This window comes from Streptomyces sp. P17 (genome assembly GCF_032436805.1).
Lineage (GTDB): Bacteria > Actinomycetota > Actinomycetes > Streptomycetales > Streptomycetaceae > Streptomyces.
The window spans coordinates 43,414-66,987 of record NZ_JAVRBF010000010.1; the positions used below are offsets into that span (position 1 = coordinate 43,414).

General features: G+C 70.5%; 20 protein-coding genes and 1 pseudogene. 14 read left to right on the plus strand and 7 right to left on the minus strand.

The features are described from left to right. Nucleotides 1-112 precede the first annotated feature (112 nt). The 6 genes from RMT89_RS08705 to RMT89_RS08730 all read right to left on the minus strand — a co-directional run bounded on the left by RMT89_RS08705 (nt 113) and on the right by RMT89_RS08730 (nt 6,249). Complete coding sequence (locus RMT89_RS08705) at nt 113-1,102, minus strand: zinc-dependent alcohol dehydrogenase family protein (protein WP_315883210.1); 990 nt, start codon at nt 1,100-1,102, stop codon at nt 113-115. Then, nucleotides 1,099-1,950 (minus strand): carbohydrate ABC transporter permease, encoded by an 852-nt coding sequence (locus RMT89_RS08710; RefSeq protein ID WP_315883211.1) that lies wholly within the window; start codon nt 1,948-1,950, stop codon nt 1,099-1,101. The genes RMT89_RS08705 and RMT89_RS08710 overlap by 4 nt, the downstream gene beginning before the upstream one ends. Then, the gene (locus RMT89_RS08715) at nt 1,950-2,900 is read right to left on the minus strand and encodes a sugar ABC transporter permease (protein ID WP_315883212.1); all 951 of its coding nucleotides are present in this window, start codon (nt 2,898-2,900) and stop codon (nt 1,950-1,952) included. Before RMT89_RS08715 ends, RMT89_RS08710 begins: the two co-directional genes overlap by 1 nt. After that, nucleotides 2,897-4,264, minus strand: coding sequence for a sugar ABC transporter substrate-binding protein (locus RMT89_RS08720; protein WP_315883213.1), 1,368 nt, complete (start codon nt 4,262-4,264; stop codon nt 2,897-2,899). Before RMT89_RS08720 ends, RMT89_RS08715 begins: the two co-directional genes overlap by 4 nt. A 77-nt stretch (nt 4,265-4,341) precedes the next feature. Beyond that, nucleotides 4,342-5,124, minus strand: a complete 783-nt coding sequence (locus tag RMT89_RS08725) for a DeoR/GlpR family DNA-binding transcription regulator (protein WP_315883214.1) — start codon at nt 5,122-5,124, stop codon at nt 4,342-4,344. A gap of 315 nt (nt 5,125-5,439) precedes the next feature. Continuing rightward, a complete protein-coding gene (locus RMT89_RS08730; RefSeq protein ID WP_315883215.1) occupies nt 5,440-6,249 on the minus strand; it encodes an NAD(P)-dependent oxidoreductase in 810 nt (269 codons plus the stop codon). Between the two features lie 172 nt (nt 6,250-6,421). Between RMT89_RS08730 and RMT89_RS08735 the strand changes: the two genes are divergently transcribed. Then, complete coding sequence (locus tag RMT89_RS08735; RefSeq protein ID WP_315883216.1) at nt 6,422-7,366, plus strand: 5-dehydro-4-deoxyglucarate dehydratase; 945 nt, start codon at nt 6,422-6,424, stop codon at nt 7,364-7,366. Further along, the gene (locus RMT89_RS08740; RefSeq protein WP_315883217.1) at nt 7,363-8,520 is read left to right on the plus strand and encodes a hypothetical protein; all 1,158 of its coding nucleotides are present in this window, start codon (nt 7,363-7,365) and stop codon (nt 8,518-8,520) included. Before RMT89_RS08735 ends, RMT89_RS08740 begins: the two co-directional genes overlap by 4 nt. Here the strand turns inward: RMT89_RS08740 and RMT89_RS08745 are convergent. Continuing rightward, a complete protein-coding gene (locus RMT89_RS08745; RefSeq protein WP_315883218.1) occupies nt 8,457-9,752 on the minus strand; it encodes an MFS transporter in 1,296 nt (431 codons plus the stop codon). The genes RMT89_RS08740 and RMT89_RS08745 overlap by 64 nt on opposite strands. A gap of 136 nt (nt 9,753-9,888) precedes the next feature. Between RMT89_RS08745 and RMT89_RS08750 the strand changes: the two genes are divergently transcribed. The 12 genes and pseudogenes from RMT89_RS08750 (at nt 9,889) to RMT89_RS08805 (ending at nt 23,555) form a co-directional block, all read left to right on the plus strand. Continuing rightward, complete coding sequence (locus RMT89_RS08750) at nt 9,889-10,473, plus strand: TIGR03086 family metal-binding protein (protein WP_315883219.1); 585 nt, start codon at nt 9,889-9,891, stop codon at nt 10,471-10,473. A 190-nt stretch (nt 10,474-10,663) separates the two neighbouring features. After that, a pseudogene (locus RMT89_RS08755) lies at nt 10,664-11,448 on the plus strand (MBL fold metallo-hydrolase). A gap of 122 nt (nt 11,449-11,570) precedes the next feature. After that, a complete protein-coding gene (locus RMT89_RS08760; protein WP_315883220.1) occupies nt 11,571-12,227 on the plus strand; it encodes a GntR family transcriptional regulator in 657 nt (218 codons plus the stop codon). Further along, nucleotides 12,224-13,135, plus strand: coding sequence for a dihydrodipicolinate synthase family protein (locus RMT89_RS08765; protein WP_315883221.1), 912 nt, complete (start codon nt 12,224-12,226; stop codon nt 13,133-13,135). The genes RMT89_RS08760 and RMT89_RS08765 overlap by 4 nt, the downstream gene beginning before the upstream one ends. After that, on the plus strand, nt 13,132-14,853 hold the full coding sequence (araD, locus tag RMT89_RS08770; protein WP_315883222.1) for an L-arabinonate dehydratase: 1,722 nt from the start codon (nt 13,132-13,134) through the stop codon (nt 14,851-14,853). Before RMT89_RS08765 ends, araD begins: the two co-directional genes overlap by 4 nt. A gap of 109 nt (nt 14,854-14,962) precedes the next feature. Next, nucleotides 14,963-15,898: a sugar ABC transporter permease gene (locus tag RMT89_RS08775; protein WP_315883223.1), complete on the plus strand. Its 936-nt coding sequence runs from the start codon at nt 14,963-14,965 to the stop codon at nt 15,896-15,898. Continuing rightward, the gene (locus tag RMT89_RS08780; RefSeq protein WP_399497796.1) at nt 15,895-16,788 is read left to right on the plus strand and encodes a carbohydrate ABC transporter permease; all 894 of its coding nucleotides are present in this window, start codon (nt 15,895-15,897) and stop codon (nt 16,786-16,788) included. The genes RMT89_RS08775 and RMT89_RS08780 overlap by 4 nt, the downstream gene beginning before the upstream one ends. Next, entirely contained in the window at nt 16,785-18,065 is a 1,281-nt protein-coding gene (locus tag RMT89_RS08785) for a pectate lyase (protein ID WP_315883224.1), read from the plus strand. Before RMT89_RS08780 ends, RMT89_RS08785 begins: the two co-directional genes overlap by 4 nt. Further along, nucleotides 18,062-19,216 (plus strand): Gfo/Idh/MocA family oxidoreductase, encoded by a 1,155-nt coding sequence (locus RMT89_RS08790; protein WP_315883225.1) that lies wholly within the window; start codon nt 18,062-18,064, stop codon nt 19,214-19,216. The genes RMT89_RS08785 and RMT89_RS08790 overlap by 4 nt, the downstream gene beginning before the upstream one ends. After that, nucleotides 19,216-20,061 carry a PmoA family protein gene (locus RMT89_RS08795; RefSeq protein ID WP_315883316.1) on the plus strand — a complete coding sequence of 282 codons (846 nt, stop codon included), beginning with the start codon at nt 19,216-19,218 and terminating at the stop codon, nt 20,059-20,061. The genes RMT89_RS08790 and RMT89_RS08795 overlap by 1 nt, the downstream gene beginning before the upstream one ends. After that, a complete protein-coding gene (locus RMT89_RS08800) occupies nt 20,058-21,560 on the plus strand; it encodes a family 43 glycosylhydrolase (RefSeq protein WP_315883226.1) in 1,503 nt (500 codons plus the stop codon). The genes RMT89_RS08795 and RMT89_RS08800 overlap by 4 nt, the downstream gene beginning before the upstream one ends. Before the next feature lie 78 nt (nt 21,561-21,638). Then, on the plus strand, nt 21,639-23,555 hold the full coding sequence (locus tag RMT89_RS08805; protein WP_315883227.1) for a pectinesterase family protein: 1,917 nt from the start codon (nt 21,639-21,641) through the stop codon (nt 23,553-23,555). Nucleotides 23,556-23,574 lie beyond the last annotated feature (19 nt).

The window sequence follows — 23,574 nt, forward strand, 5'->3', positions numbered from 1 at the left end:
CTACCCGTCCCGCCCCTACCCGTCCCGTCCCGTCCCAGGGGCTGCCGCCCTTGGACCCCCTTGTCGGCCCTGAACGGGCCTCGTCCTCAAACGCCGGACGGGCTGGATGCCGCTACGGGACCACCACTGTCTTTCGGCCCACCCCCGCCGCGAACTGGTCCAGTGCCTCCGGGTACCGGTCCAGCGGGATGCGGTCGCTGATGAAGATCTCGGGGTCCAGGACGCCGTTGGCGAAGAGTTCCGCCGCTCGTTCGAAGCTGTGGAGGACCGCCATGGAGCCGGTGATGGTGATCTCCTGGTTGTAGATGCGGTACGGGTCGATCGTGACGCGGGTCGCGTAGTCGGCCACTCCGAACTGGAGGAACGTGCCCGCCTTCGCCACCCTCTCCAGGCCGTCCTGGATCGCCGCCGCGTTGCCGGTCGCGTCGACCACCACGTCCCAGCCCTGCGGGCGTTCCAGCTCGTCCGCGTTGGCCGCGGACGAGGAGACACCCAGTCGCCGTGCCGTCTCCAGACGGGCCGGGTTCACGTCGACCACGTCCACGCGCGCCGCCCCCGTCCGCTTCGCCAGCTCCAGCATCATCAGGCCCATCGTTCCCGAGCCGTAGATCAGGACATGGGCGCCGAGGCGGGAGTTCAGCACGTCGTAGCCTCGTACCGCGCACGACAGGGGCTCGATCAGGGCCGCGTCCTGGGTGCGGATGTGCTCCGGCAACTGCACGCAGTTCGCCACGGGGGCCACGGCGTAGCGCGCCGCGCCTCCCGCCGTCGTGACGCCGATCGCGGCCCAGCGTTCGCACATGTTGTTGTGGCCCGTACGGCAGTACCGGCACTCGTAGCAGTACAACGACGGGTCGACCGCCACCCGGTCGCCCACCGACAGCTCCGTGACCTGGGTGCCGACACCCACCACCTCGCCCGCGAACTCGTGCCCGGGCACGATCGGCAGCTGTGGGGCGAACTCCCCTTGCAGGATGTGCAGATCCGTTCCGCACAGGCCGCACGCCGCGACCTCGACCACGACATCGCGCGGTCCTGGCGTCGGGTCCGGGACCTCGGCGACGACGGCCTTGCCCACGGACTCGATGACGGCGGCCTTCATTTCACGGCTCCCAACGACAGGCCCTGGACCAGCTTGTCCTGGGCGGCGAACCCCGCGGCGAGCACCGGCAGGGAGATGACGAGCGAGGCGGCGCACACCTTCGCCAGGAACAGGCCCTGGCTGGTGATGAAGCCGGTCAGGAAGATGGGGGCCGTTTCGGCGACCACACCCGTCAACACCCTCGCGAACAGCAGCTCGTTCCAGCTGAAGATGAAGCAGATCAGGGACGTCGCCGCGATGCCGGGCAGGGCGATGGGGGCGACCACGCGCCACAGGATCGTCGGCAGTTTCGCGCCGTCGATCTGCGCCGCCTCGATGATCGCGGCCGGTACCTCGGAGAGGAAGGACTGCATCATCCACACCGCGATCGGCAGGTTCATGGCGGTGTAGAGGATGACCAGGGCCCAGATGTTGTCGAGCAGACCGGTGTTCTTCGCGAACAGGTAGATCGGCAGCAGGCCCGCCACCAGCGGCAGCATCTTGGTGGACAGGAAGAAGAACATGACGTCGGTCCACTTCTTCACCGGCCGGATGGACAGCGCGTACGCGGCCGGCAGTGCGAGGACCAGGGTCAGCAGTGTCGAGACGACCGAGGCCGTCATCGAGTTGATCAGCGCGGGCCAGGGGCTGGCGCCGCCGTCCACGCCGAAGAACGCGCGGTAGCTGTCCAGGGTGAGCGAGGCGGCGACGGAGGGCGGGTTGGTCGCCGCGTCCGCCTCGGAGTGGAAGGAGGTCAGGACCATCCAGAGGATCGGCAGCACGAACACGATGCCGGCCAGCCAGGCTGCCATGCCCAGTGCTGCTCCCTGGAACCGGCGGCGCGGTGCGGTGGAAGTGATCGTCGTCATCAGCGGGACACCTCCGCACGGAACAGGGACGACACCACGCGCAGAGCGAAGGTCGCGAGGATGAGCGAGCCGATCACGACGATGACGCCGGCCGCCGAGGCGAGGCCGTTCTCGTGCGCCTGGTAGAAGGTCTGGTAGATCGTGTACGGCAGGTTCGCGGTGCCCAGGCCGCCGGAGGTGATGGTGTACACCGCGTCGAAGTTCTGCACGATGTAGATCGAGCCGAGCAGCACGCTCAGTTCGATGTAGCGGCGCATGTGCGGCAGCGTGATGTGGACGAACTCCTGCCAGGCGCTCGCGCCGTCCATGCGGGCCGCCTCCAGCAACTGCGGGTCACGGCTCTGCAGTCCGGCCAGCAGGATCAGCGTCATGAACGGCGTCCACTGCCAGATCAGCGAGGCCTCGACCGCCATCAGCGGCATCTCGGAGATCCAGTCAGGCTGGGCCGCGCCGTCACCGCCGATCCAGTTCAGGAGGCCGTTGAAGAGGCCGTACTCCGGGTTGAACAGGACGTGCTTCCACAGCAGCGCGGCGGCGACCGGCACCAGCAGGAAGGGGGCGATGAGCATGGTGCGCACGACGGCCCGGCCCCGGAACTTCCGGTCGAGCAGCAGCGCCAGCGCCATGCCGAGCACCAGGCTGACGAGCACGACGGTCGCGGTCAGCAGGACGGTCGTCCCCACCGACTCGCGCAGCTCGGGGGTGCTCAGCACCTCCGAGTAGTTGGCGAAGCCGGCGAAGCGGCGGTCGTCCGGGTAGAGCGCGTTCCAGTCGAAGAACGAGATGACCAGGGTGGCCACGAAGGGCAGCTGCGTCACGAGGATCATGAAGACCAGCGCGGGCAGCAGGGGCGCCCGGGTGGCCCAGGCGCGCATCCGGTTCGGCGGCCGGGTCGCCGCCGGCCGCACGGGGGCGGCGGCGACCCGGGTGGGGGGAGTGGTCACGCTCATGATCCCTCGTACTTCTTCCCCACGGCCTCGGCGAGCTCCTGGGACTTCTGCAGCGCGCTGTCCACGGACTGGCGGCCCGCGATGGCGGAGCTGATCTCCTGGGAGACCTTGGTGCCCAGGTCGGTGAACTCGGGGATGCCGACGAACTGGATGCCGGGCGCGGGCCGGGGCTGCACGCCCGGGTCCTCGGGCTTGGCGTTCGCGATGGCGTCCCGGGTGACGTCGGCGAATGCGGCCGCTTCCTTGCGGTACTCGGGGATGTCGTAGGTCGAGGCGCGCTTGCCCGCGGGCACGTTGGCCCAGCCGTTCGTCTCGCCGACGAGCTTCTCGTAGTCCTTGCCGGAGGCCCAGGAGATGAACTTCCAGGCGTTCTCGGCGTTCTTGGAGGACTTCTGGATGCCCCAGGCCCAGGTGTAGAGCCAGCCGGAGCTGTCGGTCTTCTCGACCGGCGCCGGGACGTAGCCGATCTTGCCCTTGACCGGGGAGCCGCTCGCCTCCAGGGAGCCGGCGCCGGCTGTGGCGTCGTACCACATGGCCGTCTTGCCCTGGGTCATGTTGTTCAGGCACTCGGCGTAGCCGGACTGCGCGGCGCCGGACTCGCCGTTCTTGCGGACCAGGTCGACATAGAACCGGGTGGCCTCCTTGAACTCCTTGGAGTCCAGTTGCGCCTGCCAGTTCTGGTCGAACCAGGTGCCGCCGAAGGTGTTGACGACCGTGGTGAGCGGTGCCATCACCTCGCCCCAGCCGGGCAGGCCGCGCAGGCAGATGCCCTTCATGCCGGACTCGGCGCCGTCCACCTTGTCGGCTATGCCGGCGACCTGCTGCCAGGTGGGCTTGGCGGGCATGGTCAGGCCCGCCTTCTCCAGGACGTCCTTGCGGTACATCAGGAAGGAGGACTCGCCGTAGAAGGGCTCACCGTAGAGCTTGCCGTCCTCCGCGGTGAGGGCCTGGGTCATCGGCGGGAGGATGTCGTCCTGGTCGAAGGCGGTGTCGCCCTTGACGTAGGAGTCCAGGGAGTGGAGCCAGCCGTTCTTGGCGTAGATCGGGATCTCGTAGTTGCTCAGGGTGGCGACGTCGTACTGGCCCGCCTGGTTGGCGAAGTCCTGGCTGATCTTGTCGCGGACGTCGTTCTCCGGCAGGACGGTGAAGTTCACCTTGATGCCGGTGTCCTTGGTGAAGTTGTCGGCGGTGAGCTTCTGGAGCTCCACCATCTGCGGGTTGTTCACCATCAGGACGTTGATGGAGTCGCCACCGGTGGATCCGGATCCGCCGGCGCCCGAGCAGGCGGCGAGCGAGGTGATCAGCGTCCCTACGGCGGCCGCGGCGATGAGACCGCGTGGCGCCCGTCGGCTCTGGGTTCGCATGAAGTGCTCCTGGATTTATGCGGATAAAGAGGACTGTTGTGGGTGTGCGGTGCCCTGAAGGGAGGGACAGGTGGGGATCAGACGCGGATGATCTGCGGCCCGAGGAGGGAGTAGCGGTGGGCCTCGGCCGCGGGGAGCAGCGTGCTGGTGACGATCGCCTCCAGGGCGCCGACCTCCGCGAAGCGGCAGAAGCTGACGGCCCCGAACTTGGTGTGGACGCCCGCGAACACCGTGCGCCGCGCGGACCGGACGGCCTGGGCCTTGACCTCGCTGACGGCCGGGTCGGGGGTGGTGAGGCCGTGTTCGCGGGAGATGCCGTTGGCGCCGATGAAGGCGAGGTCGATGACGAAGCCGGCGAGCATCTTCGTCGTCCAGTGGTCGACGGTGGCCAGCGTGCCGGAGCGGACCCGGCCGCCGAGCAGCAGGACCGAGATGCCTTCGGCCTCGGCGAGCGTGCCGGCGACCGGCAGGGACGCGGTGACCACGGTCAGCGTCCGGTCCCGGGGGAGCGCCTCGGCGATGAGCTGGGGGGTGAAGCCCTCGTCGACGAAGACGGTCTCGGCGTCCCCGAGCAGCTCCGCAGCGGCGGCCGCGATCCGGCGCTTCTCGGGGACATGGCTGGTGGCCCGGAAGGCGAGCGTCGTCTCGAAGCCGGCGCTCTCCACGGGGTAGGCACCGCCATGGGTACGGCGGAGCAGGCCGTGCTCCTCCAGGACCCGCAGGTCCCGGCGCACGGTCTCCTTGGCCACGCCCAGCTCGGCGGCGAGCGCGGTGACGTCGACCGAGCCGGTGGAACGCGCGGCCTGCACGATCTCGCGCTGGCGTTCCTCGGCGGTTCTCGCTGCCTTCGCCGTCGTCATCGTCGACACCCGCTTCCGTGCTGTGGTGCGTGGCTTGATCGTCTGCGGCCGATCAAGCCGGAGCTGCCCGTTCGGGCCCGGTGGGGCCCATGGGGGAAGTTCTACAGCGGGGGTGCGGTGCTGAACAGGCCTGTTGCCGATCCGATGCTGCCCGTTTATGCCCGTTCAGGGCTGTGTGTGACCGCCTCGGACCTGCGCAGGCTTGCAGGGGAGGGTGAGAGCGGGCAGCGCTGATGCCCGAATGCGGGAGCGGGCGGGCCCGTTCGGTGCCCGCCCGCTCCCGCGAACGCGGGTTTTCCGCCGTGTCCGGCCGGATCAGTACGGCCAGATCGGGGGGTTGTTCACGAAGTGGCCGCCCAGGTGGGTGTGGGCCTCGTTGGCGGGGTCCAGGTCGCCCTGCTCCGCGATCAGCTTCTCGGCGTAGGGCTCGGAGTCGTCCTGGGGGGCGTAGCCGAGGGAGCGGGCCGTGGTGAGGTCCCACCACAGGCGGGTGTTGGCGGAGGAGCCGTAGACGACCTTGTGGCCGACCTCCTCGGCGGTCAGGGCCGCGTGGAAGAGGCGGGCGCCGTCGGCCGGGCTCATCCAGACCGACAGCATGCGGACGCTGGTGGGCTCCGGGAAGCAGGAGCCGATACGGACCGAGACGGTCTCCAGGCCGTACTTGTCCCAGTAGAACTGGGCGAGATCCTCGCCGAAGGACTTGGACAGGCCGTAGAAGGTGTCCGGGCGGCGCGGGGTGTCGATCGGGATCAGGGGGTCGTCGCCCTGGGGGCGCGGGGTGAAGCCGACCGCGTGATTGGACGAGGCGAAGACGATGCGCGCGACGCCCTCTTCGCGTGCGGCCTCGTACAGGTTGTAGGTGCCCTCGATGTTCGCCTTGAGGATCTTCTCGAACGGGGCTTCCAGGGAGATGCCCGCGAGGTGGATGATCGCGTCGACGCCCCGGACGGCCGCGCGCAGCGCCTCTTTGTCGGCGAGGTCCGCGACGATCGCGTCCGGCTCGCCCTCGATGGGGCGCAGATCGAGCAGGCGCAGATCGTAGCCGTACTCGGGCAGCAGGTCCCGCATCAGGGTGCCGAGGCCGCCGGCTGCGCCGGTGAGCAGAACGGTGCGGGGCGCTGGCATCCTCGGGTCTCCTTGAGTAGACGGCCGTATGACTGCACGGTATTCACATTCGTGGACAAGCTATGGATCACCGACCCGGCTCGTCAAGGGTGGCGGAGTGCGTGTTCATAAACATAAACTTCGATCAGAAACCTGCACACCTTCGTGACCGCACCCGTTCTAGGGAGAGCCTGTGACGCCAGCCGACCTCGCCGCTCGACTCGGCATCCCCAGCGGGCCGCTGTTCTTCCCCGTCACCGCCTACGCCTCCGACGGCGCCGTCGACCTCGACGTCTACCGCGAGCATGTGCGCCGGGGAGTGGAGGCCGGTGCCGCCGCGGTCTTCGCCTGCTGCGGCACCGGGGAGTTCCACGCGCTGACGGCCGAGGAGTACCAGGAGTGCGTCCGGGTGGCCGTGGCGGAGACGGCGGGCCGGGTGCCGGTCGTCGCGGGCGCCGGATACGGCACCGCGCTCGCCGTGCGGTACGCGCGGCTCGCCGAGGCGGCCGGCGCCGACGGGCTGCTCGCCATGCCGCCGTATCTCGTGCAGGCCGCGCAGGAGGGACTGCTGCGGCACTACCGGGAGGTCGCCGCGGCCACCGCGCTGCCCGTGATCGTCTACCAGCGCGACAACGCCGTGTTCACCCCGCAGACGGTCGTCGACCTCGCCCGCACGGACGGGATCATCGGGTTCAAGGACGGCCTCGGCGACCTGGATCTCATGCAGCGGATCGTCAGCGCCGTACGCACCGAAGTCCCCGGCGACTTCCTCTACTTCAACGGACTGCCCACCGCCGAGCTGACCCAGCTCGCGTACCGCGCCATCGGCATCACGCTCTACTCGTCGGCCGTGTTCTGCTTCGCCCCCGAGATCGCCCTCACCTTCCACCGGGCCCTGCACACCGGCGACCTCGCCACCGCGCGCCGCCTCCTGGACGGCTTCTACCGGCCGTTCGTCGAACTGCGCGCCCAGGGCCGCGGTTACGCCGTCGCCCTCGTCAAAGCGGGCGTCCGCCTGCGCGGCCTGGACGTCGGGGAGGTCCGGACGCCGCTGCACGAACCGAGCGAGGATCATGTCAAGCACCTCGCGCTGCTGATCGAGCGCGGGTACGCGCTGCTGGAGGAGGACGGCAAGTGAAGGCGTCGGCATTCGTCTACCCCTGGGACGTCGTCGGGGACCCGGAGGCGGCCGGGCGGATCGCCGCCCTCGGGGTGCGGCAGGTGACGCTCGCCGCCGCCTACCACTCCACGCGCGCGTTGACCCCCCGCCACCCGCGCCACCGCATCGTCACGGCCGAACACGCGGCCGTGCTGTACCCGACGGACGCGCGCTGGGAGGGCAGGGAGCTGCGCCCCTACGCGGCCGGTGACTGGGCGCCCGGGGACGCCTACGGCGAGGCGGCGACCGCGCTCGCCGAGGCGGGCCTTGATGTGCACACCTGGGTCGTCCTCGCCCACAACTCCCGCCTCGGCGCCGAACACCCCGGCACCTCCGTCGTCAACGCCTACGGCGACCGCTACCCATGGGCCCCGTGCATCGCCCAGCCCGCCACCCGCGCGTACCTGATCGACCTGGCCGCCGAGGCGGCGGTGCGTCCCGGAGCGCGCGGCACAGAGCTGGAGTCCCTCGGCTGGTACGGACTCGCCCATCTGCACGCCCACGACAAGACCGGCGGGGTCGGCCTCGGGGAGGCCGGGCAGTACCTCATGTCCCTCTGCTTCTGCCCGGTCTGCCGACAGGGGTACGGCGAACAGGGCCTGGACGCAGACGAGCTGGCGGCGGTCGTGCGGGCCGCGCTGGAGCCGCTGTGGCAGGGTGCGGCCGCCGGCGAGGGGTGGGCGGACGTCGAGAAGCTGCTCGGGGAGGCCAACGCGGCCGCCACGCGCGCGTGGCGCGACGCCACCGCCCGTACGCTCCAGGAGGCGGCCGTCGCCGCCGTCCGTGCCGCGGCGCCGGACGGCTTCCAGGTGCTGCTGCATGCCGACCCGGTGGAGTACCACTGCGGGGCGAACGCCGGTGTGGATCCCGCCCACATACTGTCGGGCGCCGATGGTGTGGTCGTGCCCTGTACGGGCGGCCCCGGATTGCTGACGCCGTTCGCGGAGCAGGGGCGCGGGGTGCTCGCCGCCAACTTCACCGTGGTCTCCGGGATGGGGGGACGCCCGGACACACTGGCGGCGGACGCGGCACGCGCGCGTGAGTTCGGGGCCACGGAACTGCGGCTGTATCACGCCGGGTTGGCGTCCGACGGTGACCTGGAGTCGGTGCGGTCCGCGCTGGGCGGAGGCTGAAGCAGGGGCGCGGCCGTCGCGAGCGGCGCGAGCCCGATGACAGCCAACAGCACGCGGTGATCGACCGGTTCGACGAGTGCGGCGCCCGCTGCGAGGCCGATCACAGCCAACAGCACGCGGTGATCGACCGGTTCGACGAGTGCGGCGCCCGCTGCGAGGCCGATCACGTTCGGAGCGAACACCAGCGTGTTGGCGGTGGCGGTGACCCGGCCCAGCAGCGGGCCCGGTGTCCCGTGCTGGACGTGGGTCAGCGCGGCGATCAGTACGGCGGGCAGTCCCGCGCCGATCGCCGCGCTGCACGCCAGGGCCACGGGGTCGGAGGGGACGGCGCGCAGCGCCACGGAGACCCCGAACAGGGCGATGCCGTACGCGGCGAAGCGAGGGGCGCCGAGGCGGCGCAGGGCGGGGCCGGAGAGCAGGCCCACGACCACCGAGCCGGCGCCCTGGGCGGCGTAGAGCACACCGGCGTACGCGGGGGAGTGGCCGAGGTGTTCGACGACCGGGTAGATCAGGGCTCCATTGACACCGGCGCACAGCATGGTGGTGCCGCCGGCCATGACGAGCCGCCGCATGCCGGGGTGCGACCACACATGACGGGCGCCTTCAGCGGTCCGCGCACGCCAGTCGCCGGTGGGGGGTCCGGGCCTCGGTTCCTTGACCCGCAGACAGGCGTACAGACAGGCGGCGGCGACGAAGGTGGCCGCGTCGAGCAGGGCGACGCTCGCACCGCCGTACACCGTGTAGAGGGCCGCACCGGCCGGAGGGGCCAGGATCTTCATGCCCTCGCCGGCCGTCATGCGCAGCCCGTTGAAGTCGCCGAGCAGGGGACCCGGCACGGCGACGGCGGCGAGGGCGGACTCCGCCGCGTCGTGGACGACGCCCGCGGCGCCGTAGACGAAGAGGACGGTGAAGAGCAGCCACAGGCCGTCGCGGGAGTCCACCGCGACGAGGCTGATCAGGAGGACGGCGAGCAACAGGTTCGTGGCGATCAGCAGGGGTGCGCGGCGGACACGGTCGGCGAGGGTGCCGAGCAGGGGGCCCGCCAGGGTGGGCGCCCACAGGGCGAGCACGCACAGCGCGGCGAGCCGGTCCGAGCCGGTGAGGTCCTTCACCCATACGCCGGACACCAGCCACAGCGCGGAGGTCCCGAAGCCGGAGATCACGACTCCGGCGAGAGAGAGCCCGGCGGAGCGGTCACGCAGTACGCGCAGAAGCGGCCATGTCCTCGTCATGCCTGGACATCGTGGGTCCAAGGACGTGGGGCGGGGATCGGGCAGGTGCCTTATTCGTCCGGGCGCGAGCGATGAGTTTCCGAGGCGCGGCCGGTCTACCTTCCAAGACCACCGCCGGAACACTGAGGAGCAGCCCATGACGGACTCGATCATCGACCTGGGACCCCAGACCCAAGTCCTCGCCCGCCTCTCCGAGGCCGTCACCGACGAGCAGCTGACGGACGCGACTCCGTGCCCGGACCTGAGGGTCCGCAACCTGCTGGGTCACCTGCTGGGCCTGACCATCGCCTTCCGTGACGCCGGCCGCAAGGACCTGGGCGCTACGACCGACACCGCCCCCACCGACACCGTCCCCGATATCGGGCCCGGCTGGCGTGAGGAGTTCCCCAAGGTCCTCGACGAGCTCGCCGAGGCCTGGCGCGACCCGGCCGCCTGGACCGGGATGACCCGGGCGGGCGGCTTCGACCTCCCCGGCGCGGTCGCCGGTGCCGTCGCCATCGACGAACTGGTCATCCACGGCTGGGACCTGGCCCGGGCCACGGGGCAGCCGTACACCCCCGATCCGACCGCGCTCCAGGCCTGCCACGACTTCCTCCTCGCCTCGAAGGACGACCCCAGCCGCGGCGAGATCTTCGGTCCGATCGTCCCGGTACCGCAGGACGCGCCCTTGCTCGACCGTGCGGTGGGGCTGAGCGGGCGGAACCCGGAGTGGAAGCCGTAGAAGAGCGTGAGAGCCAGTGCCGCGGCAGGCAACGTTCGCCCCGTCGCGACGCCCGGCACGCACTCTCGCCGCACCGGCCGAAGCCCAAGTACATCCAGTACGAGGGCTTCCGGCCGGCACGCCGAGAGCACGCACCGGACGCCGCTCCCTGACGGGCAAACGTCGCCTGCCGCGGCACTGGCCTCCCCGCATGTCGATCACGCTGACCGTCCTCGGTACCGCCCCCCACCCCGCCCCCGACCGCCCCTGCTCCGGCTATCTGCTGCGCGGCGGGGGCGCCGAGGTGTGGGTGGACGCCGGTACCGGGACCTTCGCGGAGTTGCAGCGGCACACCGACCCGGCGCGCCTCGACGCCATCTGGATCTCCCATCTGCATGCCGACCTCCCCCAGTCTCGGCTTCGCTCGACCGGGCGGTGCCCCCCTCGCCGATCTCACCGCCGCCTGCTACGGGTTCGCGTACGGCGGTCTCACCCCGCCCGCGCCCATCCCCGTGTACGCCCCCCCGCGACTGCGCCCAGCGCCTCGCCGGGTTCTTCGGGCGGCCGGATGGCGCGTTCCTCAGCGGTGTCTTCGACTTCCGGGCACTGTACGACGGGCATGTCGGCCGGCACGGCGAGCTGACACTCACCGCCCGTCAAGTCGTGCACGACGTGGAGGCGTACGGGCTGCGCGCCGAGTGCGCCGGGCGGGTGCTCGCCTACTCCGGAGGCAGCGGACCGTGCGAGGCGCTCACCGAACTCGCCCGCGGCGCCGACCTGTTCCTGAGCGAGGCCGACATAGACACGCATCGCGAAGGCGAACAGCGCGTGCATCTCACCCCGGAGGACGCCGGAGCCTGCGCCCAGGGCGCCGGACGGCTGCTCATCACGCACGTCGGACCCACCCTCACCCCGGACGAGGCAACCGCCCGTGCCGCCAAGGCCTTCGGCGGGCCCACCGCCACCGCGCGCGCCGGGGAGACCCACACCCTCTGACCGGGCAACCTCAACTTCCTTTGTCAGAAGCATTGACGAAACACAGGGGCGCTCCTACCTTCATCGCGTCGTACTTCGTACGTCATATATGAGACGCGATATGTGAGATCCGAGAGGCGCGCATGACCTCTGTGCCCACGCCGATCCCCTCCCGCACGCAGTACGTGCTGCAGGAGATCAAACGCCGTATCCTCACCGGGCAGTTGACGCCCGGACAGGCCCTGGTGGAGACCGAGCTCGCCGCGCAGTTCGGGGTGTCCAAGACCCCGGTGCGCGAGGCGCTCAAGACGCTCGCCGGGACCGGGCTCGTCGTGATGAGCCAGTACAAGGGCGTCACGGTGCGCATGGTGGACGCGGACATGGCGCGCGAGGTCTACGACGTGCGGCTGCTCCTCGAACCGGAGGCGCTGAAGCGGGCCGTCAGGCGGGGCGCCTCGCTGGACGCCGCCCGTGACGCGCTGACCCGGGCCGACCAGGCCTCCGACACCGCTGAACGCTCCCTCGCCAACCGGGCGTTCCACCGCGCCCTCTACCTGCCCTGCGGCAACCCGCTGCTCGGCCGGATGCTCGACGAGGTCCGTGACCAGGCCGCCCTCGTCTCCGCCGTCGCCTGGGCCGCCTCGCCCTCCTGGGAGCGGGAGGCCGGCGAGCACGAGGAGATCCTGCGGCTCGCCCTCGACGGCGACGCGGACGGCGCGGCGCGCGCCCTGCACGCCCATATCGCCTCCTTCGTCGAGCGAGCGTTCCCCGGCGCCGGGGACCAGGAAGGTCAGGAATGAGCAGCGAGAGCTTCGAGACCCAGCGGGCGGCCCTGGCCGACGTGGTGTCGATCCCGGTGACCCCCTTCGCCGAGGACGGCAGCGTCGACCAGGACGTCCACCGGGCCCTGCTGCGTCGTCTGCTCGACGGGGGGATCCGCACCCTCACCCCCAACGGGAACACCGGCGAGTTCTACGCCCTCACCCCGCAGGAACGCCGGCTCGTCACCGAGATCACCGTCGACGAGGCCGGCGACCGTGCCGTGATCCTCGTCGGCGTCGGCCATGACGTCCCCACCGCCGTCGCCTCCGCCCGGCACGCCCGTGAGCTCGGCGCGGCGATGGTCATGGTCCACCAGCCCGTCCATCCGTACGTCTCGCAGGGCGGCTGGGTCGACTACCACCGCGCCATCGCCGAAGCCGTGCCCGAGCTCGGCGTCGTGCCGTACATCCGCAACGCCCAGCTCAGCGGCGACCGCCTGGCCGAGCTCGCCGACGCGTGCCCGAATGTCATCGGAGTCAAGTACGCCGTCCCGGACGCCGCCAAGTTCGCCGCCTTCGCCCGCGACGCGGGCCTCGACCGTTTCGTGTGGGTCGCCGGGCTCGCCGAACCGTACGCCCCCTCCTACTTCTCCGCGGGCGCCACCGGCTTCACCTCGGGGCTCGTGAACGTCGCCCCCGCCGTTTCGCTGAACATGATCGAAGCACTTCGATCCGGTGACTACCCGGCCGCCATGAAGGTCTGGGAACAGATCCGCCGCTTCGAGGAGCTGCGCGCCGCCAACGGCTCCGCCAACAACGTCACCGTGGTGAAGGAGGCCCTCGCCTCCCTCGGACTGTGCCGCCGGGACGTCCGCCCGCCGAGCAAGCCGCTGCCCGAGAGCGAGCGCGCCGAGGTCGCCGCCATCGCCGCCGGATGGTCCATATGAAGACACCGGAAGAGCTCAGAAGCCACCAGTGGTACGGCACCGAGGGCCAGCTGCGCACCTGGTCGCACAACGCCCGGATGCGCCAGCTCGGCTACGAGGCGGAGGAGTACCGGGGCCGCCCGGTGATCGCCGTCCTCAACACCTGGTCCGACATCAACCCCTGCCATGTCCATCTGCGCGAGCGCGCCGAGGCCGTGAAGCGCGGAGTGTGGCAGGCCGGGGGCTTCCCGCTCGAATTCCCGGTCTCCACACTGTCGGAGACGTACCAGAAGCCCACCCCGATGCTCTACCGCAACCTCCTCGCGATGGAGACGGAGGAACTGCTGCGGTCGTATCCGGTCGACGCGGCGGTGCTGCTCGGCGGCTGCGACAAGTCGACGCCCGCGCTGCTGATGGGCGCGGCCTCGGCCGATGTTCCGTCGCTCTTCGTGCCGGCGGGGCCGATGCTTCCGGGGCACTGGCGCGGTGAGACCCTCGGGTCCGGTACCGACATGTGGAAGTACTGGGACGAGCACCGCGCGGGCAATCTGACGGACTGTGAACTGCGGGAGCTGCAGAGCGGTCTGGCGCGTTCACCAGGTCACTGCATGACCATGGGGACCGCGTCCACGATGACCGCGGCGGCGGAGGTCCTCGGTATGACGCTGCCGGGCGCCTCCTCGATACCCGCCGTCGACTCCGGGCACGAGCGGATGGCCGCCGCCTCCGGGCGCCGTGCCGTGAGGCTCGCCTGGACGGGGCTGAAGCCGTCCGGGATCCTCACCCGCGAGGCCTTCGAGGACGCCGTCACCACGGTGCTCGGGCTCGGCGGCTCCACCAACGCCGTCATCCACCTGATCGCGATGGCGGGCCGCTGCCAAGTTCCCCTGAACCTCGACGACTTCGACCGCATCGCGCGGACCGTCCCGGTGCTCGCCAATGTCCGCCCCGGCGGCCGGACGTACCTCATGGAGGACTTCTGCTTCGCCGGCGGCCTGCCCGCCTTCCTCTCGCGGATCACCGACCTGCTGCACCTGGACCGGCCGACCGTGGGCGGCACCCTGGGCGAGCAGATCGAGGGCGCCGTCGTCCACGACGACGACGTCATCCGGCCCCGCGACAACCCGGTCGCGAGCGAGGGCGGGGTCGCCGTGCTGCGCGGCAACCTCTGCCCGGACGGTGCCGTCATCAAGCACATCTCCGCCGAACCGCACCTGCTCAAGCACACCGGTCCCGCGGTCGTCTTCGACGACTACAAGACCATGCAGCGCACCATCAACGACCCGTCGCTGAACATCACCGCCGACAGCGTGCTGGTGCTGCGGGGCGCCGGGCCCAAGGGCGGCCCCGGTATGCCCGAGTACGGGATGCTGCCCATCCCCGACCACCTGCTCAAGCAGGGGGTGCGGGACATGGTGCGGATCTCCGACGCCCGGATGAGCGGCACCAGTTACGGCGCGTGCGTGCTGCACATCGCGCCGGAGTCGTACGTCGGAGGGCCGCTCGCGCTGGTGCGGACCGGGGACTCCATCACCCTGGACGTCGAGGCGCGCATCCTCCAACTCAACGTGGAGGACGAAGAGTTGACGCGCCGCCGGGAGAGGTGGACAGCACCGCCCGCGCGCTACGAGCGCGGCTACGGCGCGCTCTACAACGAACAGATCACCCAGGCAGACACCGGCTGCGACTTCGAGTTCCTGGCCCGTCCGGGCCATGTGCCGGACCCGTACGCGAGCTGAACCGCCGTACCGCCCAGCAAGGCCAAGAACACACCGCGCACTGGGAGAAAGCGCTTCACCGCTTGACGCGCTTCACCGAAAGCAGCTTCACCGAGAACGGAGAACAGTCATGGCCCAAGCCGCAGCCGTGGCGAAACCGCCCGCGCCACCGAGGCGGCGCCGTGCCTCCGCCACCCCGCGCAGGCTCCCCTACCTGCTGATCGCCCCCGCCGCCCTGCTCATGCTGGGCTTCATCGCCTACCCGGTGATCAGCGTCTTCTACTACAGCCTGCAGAACTACAACCCCACCAAGCCATGGCGCAACGGCTACGCGGGCTTCGACAACTTCGTCCGCATCTTCACCGACGACCCGCTGTTCTGGGACACGCTGGTCTTCAGCGCCAAGTGGGTCTTCGTCGAGGTCGGACTCCAGCTGCTGTTCGGACTCGCGCTGGCCCTCATCGTCAACCAGACCTTCGTGGGCCGGGGTCTGGGCCGCGCGATGGTCTTCTCCCCCTGGGCCGTCTCCGGTGTGCTGACCTCCGCGATCTGGGTGCTGCTCTACAACTCCCAGACGGGCATCACCCGTTACCTCGCGGACCTGGGCATCGGCTCCTACGGCACCAGCTGGCTGTCGGACACCTCCACCGTCTTCCCGGCGGCGATCGTCGCCGACCTGTGGCGCGGTGTCCCCTTCTTCGCGATCCTCATCCTCGCCGACCTGCAGTCCGTCTCCAAGGACCTGTACGAGGCCGCCGAGGTCGACGGGGCGAGCCGGTTCAAGCAGTTCTGGCACATCACGCTGCCCCATCTGAAGGACGCCATCATCCTGTCCACGCTGCTGCGCGCCGTGTGGGAGTTCAACAACGTCGACCTGCTCTACACCCTCACCGGCGGCGGACCGGCCGGCGAGACGACGACACTCCCGCTGTACATCGCCAACACCAGCGTCGACGCCCACAACTTCGGCTACGCGTCGGCCCTGACCACGGTCGCGTTCGTGATCCTGCTCTTCTGCTCGGTGGTCTATCTGCGGCTGAGCAAGTTCGGAGGCGAGAGCAAGTGAGCATCAAGGAAGCCACCCCGGCCGTGCCCGCCGCCCGGAGGAACCCACCGCCACCCCGCCCGTCCGGCAAGCACCGCCCCTGGGACGAGCCCCCGCGCTGGCACATCTACCTCCCGCTCGGCATCTATCTGCTCTTCACCCTGATCCCCTTCTACTGGATCCTGCTCTTCGCGCTCCGCCCGGCGGGATCGACCTCGCTCGTGCCCTGGCCGATGACCTTGGAGCACTTCGACAAGGTCTGGAACGACCGGAGCTTCGGCACCTACTTCCAGAACAGTGTCCTGGTCGGCGTCGCCACCCTCGTCATGACGACGACCGTCGCCCTGGCCGGTGGCTACGCCCTCGCCCGGTTCGACTTCAAGATCAAGCGGGCCTTCATGCTCGCCCTGCTGTGCTCGCAGTTCGTGCCGGGCGCGCTGCTGCTGGTGCCGCTGTTCGAGATCTTCGCCGAACTCCAGATGATCAACTCGCTGGGCAGCGTCATCATCGCGGAGACCGTCTTCCAGCTCCCGCTGTCGATGATCCTCATCAGCAACTTCATCAAGAACGTGCCCTACTCCCTGGAGGAGGCCGCCTGGGTGGACGGCTGCGGGCGGATGCGGGCCTTCCGGGTCGTCGTACTGCCACTGCTGCGGCCCGGGCTGATCGCGGTCGGATCCTTCGCCTTCGTGCACTCCTGGAACCACTTCCTGTTCGCCCTGATGTTCCTCAACAACCAGGACAAGCAGACCATCCCCGTCGGTCTCAACACCCTGATGAGCGCGGACAGCGTCGACCTCGGCGCGCTCGCGGCGGGCGGCATCATCGCGGCCGTCCCCGTGGTGCTCGTGTTCGCCTTCATCCAGAAGTGGCTGATCACCGGCTTCAGCGCGGGGGCGGTGAAGGGGTGAGAAGGCATCAGTTCATCGTGCCGCTGGCCCTGTTGGGGGTGCTGAGCTTCCCCGCGCGCGCCGAGGGCCGCGACATCAGCCGCGACACCCTGCCCGCGAACGACGGCTGGGCGTCCTACGGCTCCGGAACCACCGGAGGCGCGGCGGCCGACGACGCCCATGTCTTCACGGTGACGGACCGCGCAGGACTCGTCCGTGCCCTCGACGGCGGCAGCGACACCCCGAAGATCATCAGGATCGCCGGGACGATCGACGCCAACACCGACGACCGCGGCGACCGCCTGGACTGCGCCGACTACGCCACCGACGGCTACGACCTGAAGAAGTACCTCGCCGCCTACGACCCCCGCACCTGGGGCGCCGCCAAACCCAGCGGCCCCCAGGAGCAGGCCCGCCAGGCATCCGCCGCCCGGCAGGCCGAGCGGGTCGAGCTGACCGTCGGCTCCAACACCACGATCGTGGGACTCGAAGGAGCCGTCCTCAAGGGCGCGAGCCTCCAGGTCAAGGACGCCACCAACGTCATCGTCCGCAACCTCGAACTCCGCGACGCCTACGACTGCTTCCCCGTCTGGCAGCCCAACTCCGGCGGCCTCGGCGACTGGAAGACGGCCTACGACAACATCTGGCTGCGCGGCGCCACGCATGTGTGGGTCGATCACGTCACATTGAGCGACAAGGGTCACCCGGACTCCGGCGAACCCACCTACTTCGGCCGCAACTACCTGCGCCACGACGGTCTGCTCGACATCACCAACGGCTCCGACCTGGTCACCGTCTCCTGGAGCCGGTTCGCCGGCCACGACAAGGCGATGCTCATCGGCAACGGCGACACCGCTACCGGGGACCGCGGCAAGCTCCGGGTCACCCTGCACCACAACGAGTTCGCGTCCGTCGTCCAGCGGGCGCCGAGGGTGCGCTTCGGGCAGGTGCACGTCTACAACAACCGGTACCTGGTGAAGGACGGCCACCGGTACTCGATCGGCGTGTCGACCGAGTCCGCGCTGTACCTCCAGAACAACGCCTTCACCACCCCGGGCCATATCGAGGTCGCCGACCTGGTCAAGAGCTGGAACGGCAGCGCCCTGCACGACGAGGGCACCCTCTTCAACGGCTTCCCGGTCGACCTGCTGCCCATCCACAACGCCTACAACTCCGGCAGCGAGCGCGACCTCACGGCCGACGTCGGCTGGACACCTACCCTGCACACAAAGATCGACAGCGCTGAAGTCGCCGACCGAGCGGTGGCACGTGGCGCGGGCGCAGGGAGGATCCCATGAGCGTAGACCTCGTCCTGGCGGGCGCGCGCGGCCACGGCCGCTGGCACCTGGAGAACATCCGCCGGCTCCAGGACAAGGGGATCGTACGGCTGGCAGGCATCTGCGAGCTGACCCCGCTGACCGCGCACGAGCTCCCCGAGGGCCTCGGCACGCCCGAGCAGTCCCCCGACTTCGGCGCGCTCCTGGACTCCACCGGCGCCCGGATCGCGGTGATCTGCACCCCGATCCCGACCCACACGGACCTGGCGCTGACAGCGGCTCAAAAGGGCGTCCACCTGCTGCTGGAGAAGCCGCCCGCCCCCTCGTACGCCGAGTTCCGGCGTATGGCGGACGGGGTCGCCGAGGCCGGGATCGCCTGCCAGATCGGCTTCCAGTCCCTGGGCTCGCACGCGGTGGCCGCGATCCGGCGCATGCTCGCCGAGGGCACCATCGGCGAACTCGTCGGCATCGGCGGGGCCGGCGCCTGGGCCCGCCCCGAGTCCTACTACCGGCGCGCGCCCTGGGCGGGCAGGCGGCGCCTGCACGGCGTCGACGTGATCGACGGGGCGCTGACCAACCCGCTCGCGCACGCCGTCGCCACCGCCCTCGCGCTCGGCGGCTCGACGCGCGCGGAGGACGTCACCGAGGTCGAGACCGAACTGCTGCGCGCCAACGACATCGAGTCCGACGACACCTCCTGCGTCCGCGTCACCACCGGCCAGGGCCACCGCGTCACCGTCGCCGCCACCCTGTGCGCCGAGCACCCCGACGAGCCCTATGTCGTGGTGCACGGCAGCAGCGGCCGGATCACCTTCTGGTACAAGCAGGACCGGGTGCTGCTCCAGCGCGCGGGCCACGGTCCCGAGGAGTCCGAGTACGGCCGCACCGACCTGCTGGAGAACCTCGTCCTGCATCTCACCGACGGCGACGACCTGCTGGTCACCCCCGAGGAGACCGGCGCCTTCATGAAGGTCGTGGAGGCGATCCGGCTGGCCCCCGACCCCGCTCCGCTGCCCGCCGGGGCCTGGCATCTGCTCGCCGACGAGCAGCGCCGGGTCGTGCCCGGCGTCGACGGACTGGTCGCGGCCGCCGCCGACACCCTCGCCCTCTACTCCGAGCTGGGCGCCCCCTGGGCGCTTCCCCACGGTCTCCGCAAAGAGGTGAGCACATGATGACGACCAACGACACCGCGGTCCTGCGGGTCGCGGGCCGCCCGGTCGGCCGGTACGTCACCCGGCCCGAGCTGCCGGAGCGGCTCTCCCCCCGCCCGTATCTGCACCCCGTCACCACCCTGTCCGGTACGGCGGTCACCGAGCTGAGTCCCGCCGACCACACGCACCACCTCGGCGTCGGTGTCGCGGTTCCCGACGTCGAGGGGCACAACTTCTGGGGCGGACGCACCTTCGTCCGTGACCGGGGCCCGACCGAGCTGGACAACCACGGTGCCCAGCGCCATGCGGGCTTTCAGCTGCGCGACCCCGACGGCTTTGTCGAGGAGCTGCGCTGGATGGCGGCCGGAGCCGAGCTGCTGCGCGAGCGCCGTACCGTCGCCGTCACCGAACTCACCGACCTCGCCTGGGCGTTGGACTTCACCTTCTCGCTCACCAATGTGACCGCGGGCGCGCTGTCCATCGGCAGCCCGGCCACCAACGGGCGCCCCGGCGCGGCCTACGGCGGCTTCTTCTGGCGGGCCCGCAAGGAGGCGTCACCCCCGGACGTCCTCACCGCGGACGCCGAGGGCGAGGCCGACGTCCATGGCCGTACCGCCGACTGGCTCGCCCTGGTCGGCTCCGCGTGGACGCTGGTCTTCGCCGGTGCCACCGACCGGACGCGGCGGGACCCGTGGTTCGTGCGGACCGGCGAATACCCGGGTGTGGGCTCGTCGTTGGCCCACGCCGAGCGACTGCCGATCGCGCCCGGCGACACGGTCGTACGGCGGATCGTCACCGTCGTCGCCGACGGCCGCCTCGACGGGGACACGGCCGCCTCCCTCGTCCGCAAGGCGGTGAGCCCGTGACCACCTACACCAACCCCATCCTCAACGCGGACTGGTCCGACCCCGACATCCTGCGCGTCGGCGACGACTTCTATCTGACCGCCTCCAGCTTCGGCCGCGCCCCCGGGCTGCCGCTGCTGCACTCCCGCGACCTCGTCAACTGGACCCTCGTCGGCCACGCCCTCGAACGCCTGGAACCGGCGGCCGAGTTCAGAACCCCACGGCACGACTGCGGTGTCTGGGCCCCGTCCCTGCGCCACCACAACGACCGCTTCTGGATCTTCTGGGGCGACCCCGACCAGGGCGTCTACCAGATCAACGCCCCCGAGATCCGCGGCCCTTGGACCCGCCCACACCTCCTCAAGGCCGGCAAGGGCCTGATCGACCCCTGCCCGCTGTGGGACGAGGAGACCGGCGAGGCCTATCTGGTGCACGCCTGGGCCAAGTCCCGCTCCGGCATCAAGAACCGCCTCACCGGCCACCGGATGCATCCCGACGGCACCGAACTCCTCGACGAGGGCAAGGTGATCGTCGACGGCGACCGCATCCCCGGCTGGTTCACCCTGGAGGGCCCCAAGCTCTACCGGCACGACGGCTGGTTCTGGATCTTCGCCCCCGCCGGGGGAGTGGAGACCGGCTGGCAGGGCGCCTTCCGCTCGCGCGGGTTCTTCGGCCCGTACGAGGAGAAGGCCGTCCTGGAGCAGAAGGACACCGACGTCAACGGCCCCCACCAGGGCGGCTGGGTGCGCACCCGCTCCGGCGAGGACTGGTTCGTCCACTTCCAGCGGCGCGGCGCCTACGGCCGGGTCGTGCACCTCCAGCCGATGCGCTGGGGCGCCGACGGCTGGCCGGTGCTCGGGGCCGACGGCGCCCCTGTCGCCGTACACCGCAAGCCCGCCCTGCCGCCGCAGCCGCCCGCCGCGCCCGCCACCGACGACGACTTCCCCGGCGGACGGCACGGCCGGCAGTGGCAGTGGACGGCCAATCCGCGCGAGGGCTGGTCCACCCAGCACTCCGCCGACGGGCTCCGGCTCACCTGCGTCCGCTCGGCCGACACGCACGACCTGCGCAGACTGCCGAACGTCCTCACCCAGCGGCTGCCCGGAACACCGGCCGCCGTCGAGGTCGAACTCCGCCTGGACAGCGCGGAGCCGGGAGCGCGGGCCGGACTCGCGGTGCTCGGGGACGCCTTCAGCTGGATCGGGCTCCAGCGCGGCACCGACGGCACCGTCCACCTCGTCCACCGCTTCGCCGAGGCCGTCGCCGAACGGGAACGCGACGCCGGCCACCCCCGGCCGGCCCCCGAGGGCCGCGTCCGGCTGCGCATAGAGATCGGCTCCGGCGCCCGCTGCCGCTTCCTCTACGACGTCGGAGACGGCTGGACGTCGTCCGGTCCTGTCTTCGCCGCCACCCCCTGGCGCTGGGTCGGCGCCCTGCTCGGTCTGTTCGCCCTCGCGCCCACCGGTCAGGGACACGCCGGCGCGGCAACCTTCACGCACTTCACGATCACTCCTTCGTGACCCTCCTTCTCCGTACGCCTGTTGGGAGCCGCAATGACGCAACTCCATGGCAAGCGCTTGCCGGGTGCGGGCAGAACCATGGCCGCCGTCGTGGGACTGATCGCGGCCCTCGGTCTCGGGGCGATCGGCGAGGCCGACGCGGCCCCCGCACCGGTGGACCGCTTCAGTGACCGCCCGCACGGGTTCGCCTCCCTCGCCGGAGGCACCACCGGCGGCGCCGGCAGCAAGGTCGTCACGGTCACCGACCAGGCCTCGCTGGCCAAGTACGCGGCGGCGGCCGAGCCGTACATCATCCGCGTCCAGGGCACGGTCACCGCCGAGCCGTTCGGCGCGAGCATCGAGGTCGCCTCCGACAAGACCATCGTCGGGGTGGGGGGCAGCGGTGAACTGGTGCAGGGCGAGTTCCGTCTCAGCCCCGGCACCCACAACGTGATCATCCGCAACATGACGATCCGCGACTCGGCGGTCGCGGGCAACTGGGACTGCAAGGACACCGACTTCGACGGCATCCAGATGGACACCGTCCACCACGTCTGGGTCGACCACAACCGCTTCTCGAACATCTGCGACGGGCAGCTCGACGTCCGCAAGGACAGCGAGTATGTGACCGTCTCCTACAACCGGTTCGAGAACAACAACAAGACGTTCGGGCTCGGCTGGACCACCAACGTCAAGACGCAGATCACCATCGACCACAACTGGTTCACCAACACCAAGCAGCGCAACCCGTCCGTGGACAACGCCGCTTACGCGCATCTGTACAACAACTACCTGACCGCGCAGGCGGACCCGGGCGACCCCGTGTGGACCTACGGGAACTGGTCGCGCGGCAAGACGAAGATGGTCATCGAGAACAGCTACTACCAGGACGTCCAGCACCCCTACCAGGCCGACACCACCGCCGAGTTGGTGCAGCGCGGGTCGATCCTGAAGAACACCTCCGGGCGCCGTGACGAGTGGGGTGCCGCCTTCGACCCCCGGGAGTTCTACGACTACCGGCTCGACCCGGCCGCCGCCGTCCCCGCGCTGGTGAAGCGGTTCTCGGGGCCGCAGGAGCGGATCGGGGTCGTGCTGAACGTCCCGTCCGACTACCCGACCGTGCAGGCGGCCGTGGACGCCGTGCCCGACGGCAACACCGTGCCCGTGACCATCGCCGTCGCGCCCGGGACGTACCGCGAGAAGGTGGTCATCCCCGCGAGCAAGCCGCACGTGACGCTGCAGGGGACTGGAAAGGACCGGTCCGACACCGTCATCGTCTACGACACCCCCGCCGCGTACGGCGGTTCGACGGGCAGCGCCACGGTGCGGATCGCCGCCAACGACGTCACCGCCCGCAACCTCACCTTCAGCAACGACTTCGACGAGGCCGCGCACGAGCTGAACGGTGAGCAGGCCCTCGCCATGAAGACGACCGGTGACCGGATCGTCTTCGAGGACACCGCCTTCCTGGGTAACCAGGACACGTTGCTGACCGACAGCCCCAAGCTGACCACCGTCAGCCGGGTCTACGTCCGCGACTCCTACATCGAGGGCGACGTCGACTTCGTCTACGGGCGGGCCACCACCGTCATCGAGCGGTCCGTGATCCGCGCGCTCAGCCGCGGCTCGGCCACCAACAACGGCTACATCACGGCCGCCTCGACCTGGAAGGGCAACCCGTACGGCTTCCTGATCACCGACTCCAAGGTGGTCAGCGACGCGCCGGAGGGGTCCTTCCACCTCGGCCGGCCCTGGCACCCCGGCGGTGAGCCGGACGCCATCGCCCAGGTGCTCATCCGCAACACCGAGCTACCGGCCGCGATCAAGGCCACCCCCTGGACCGACATGAGCGGCTTCTCCTGGAAGGACGCCCGGTTCACGGAGTACCGCAACTACGGCCCCGGCGCGGGTGTCACCCCGGACCGGCCGCAGATGAGCGACGCCGACGCGGCAACGCACACCGTCGCGAACTACCTCAAGGGCACGGACGGCTGGGCGCCGCACGCCCGTCATTGACCCCCACCACCGCATATCT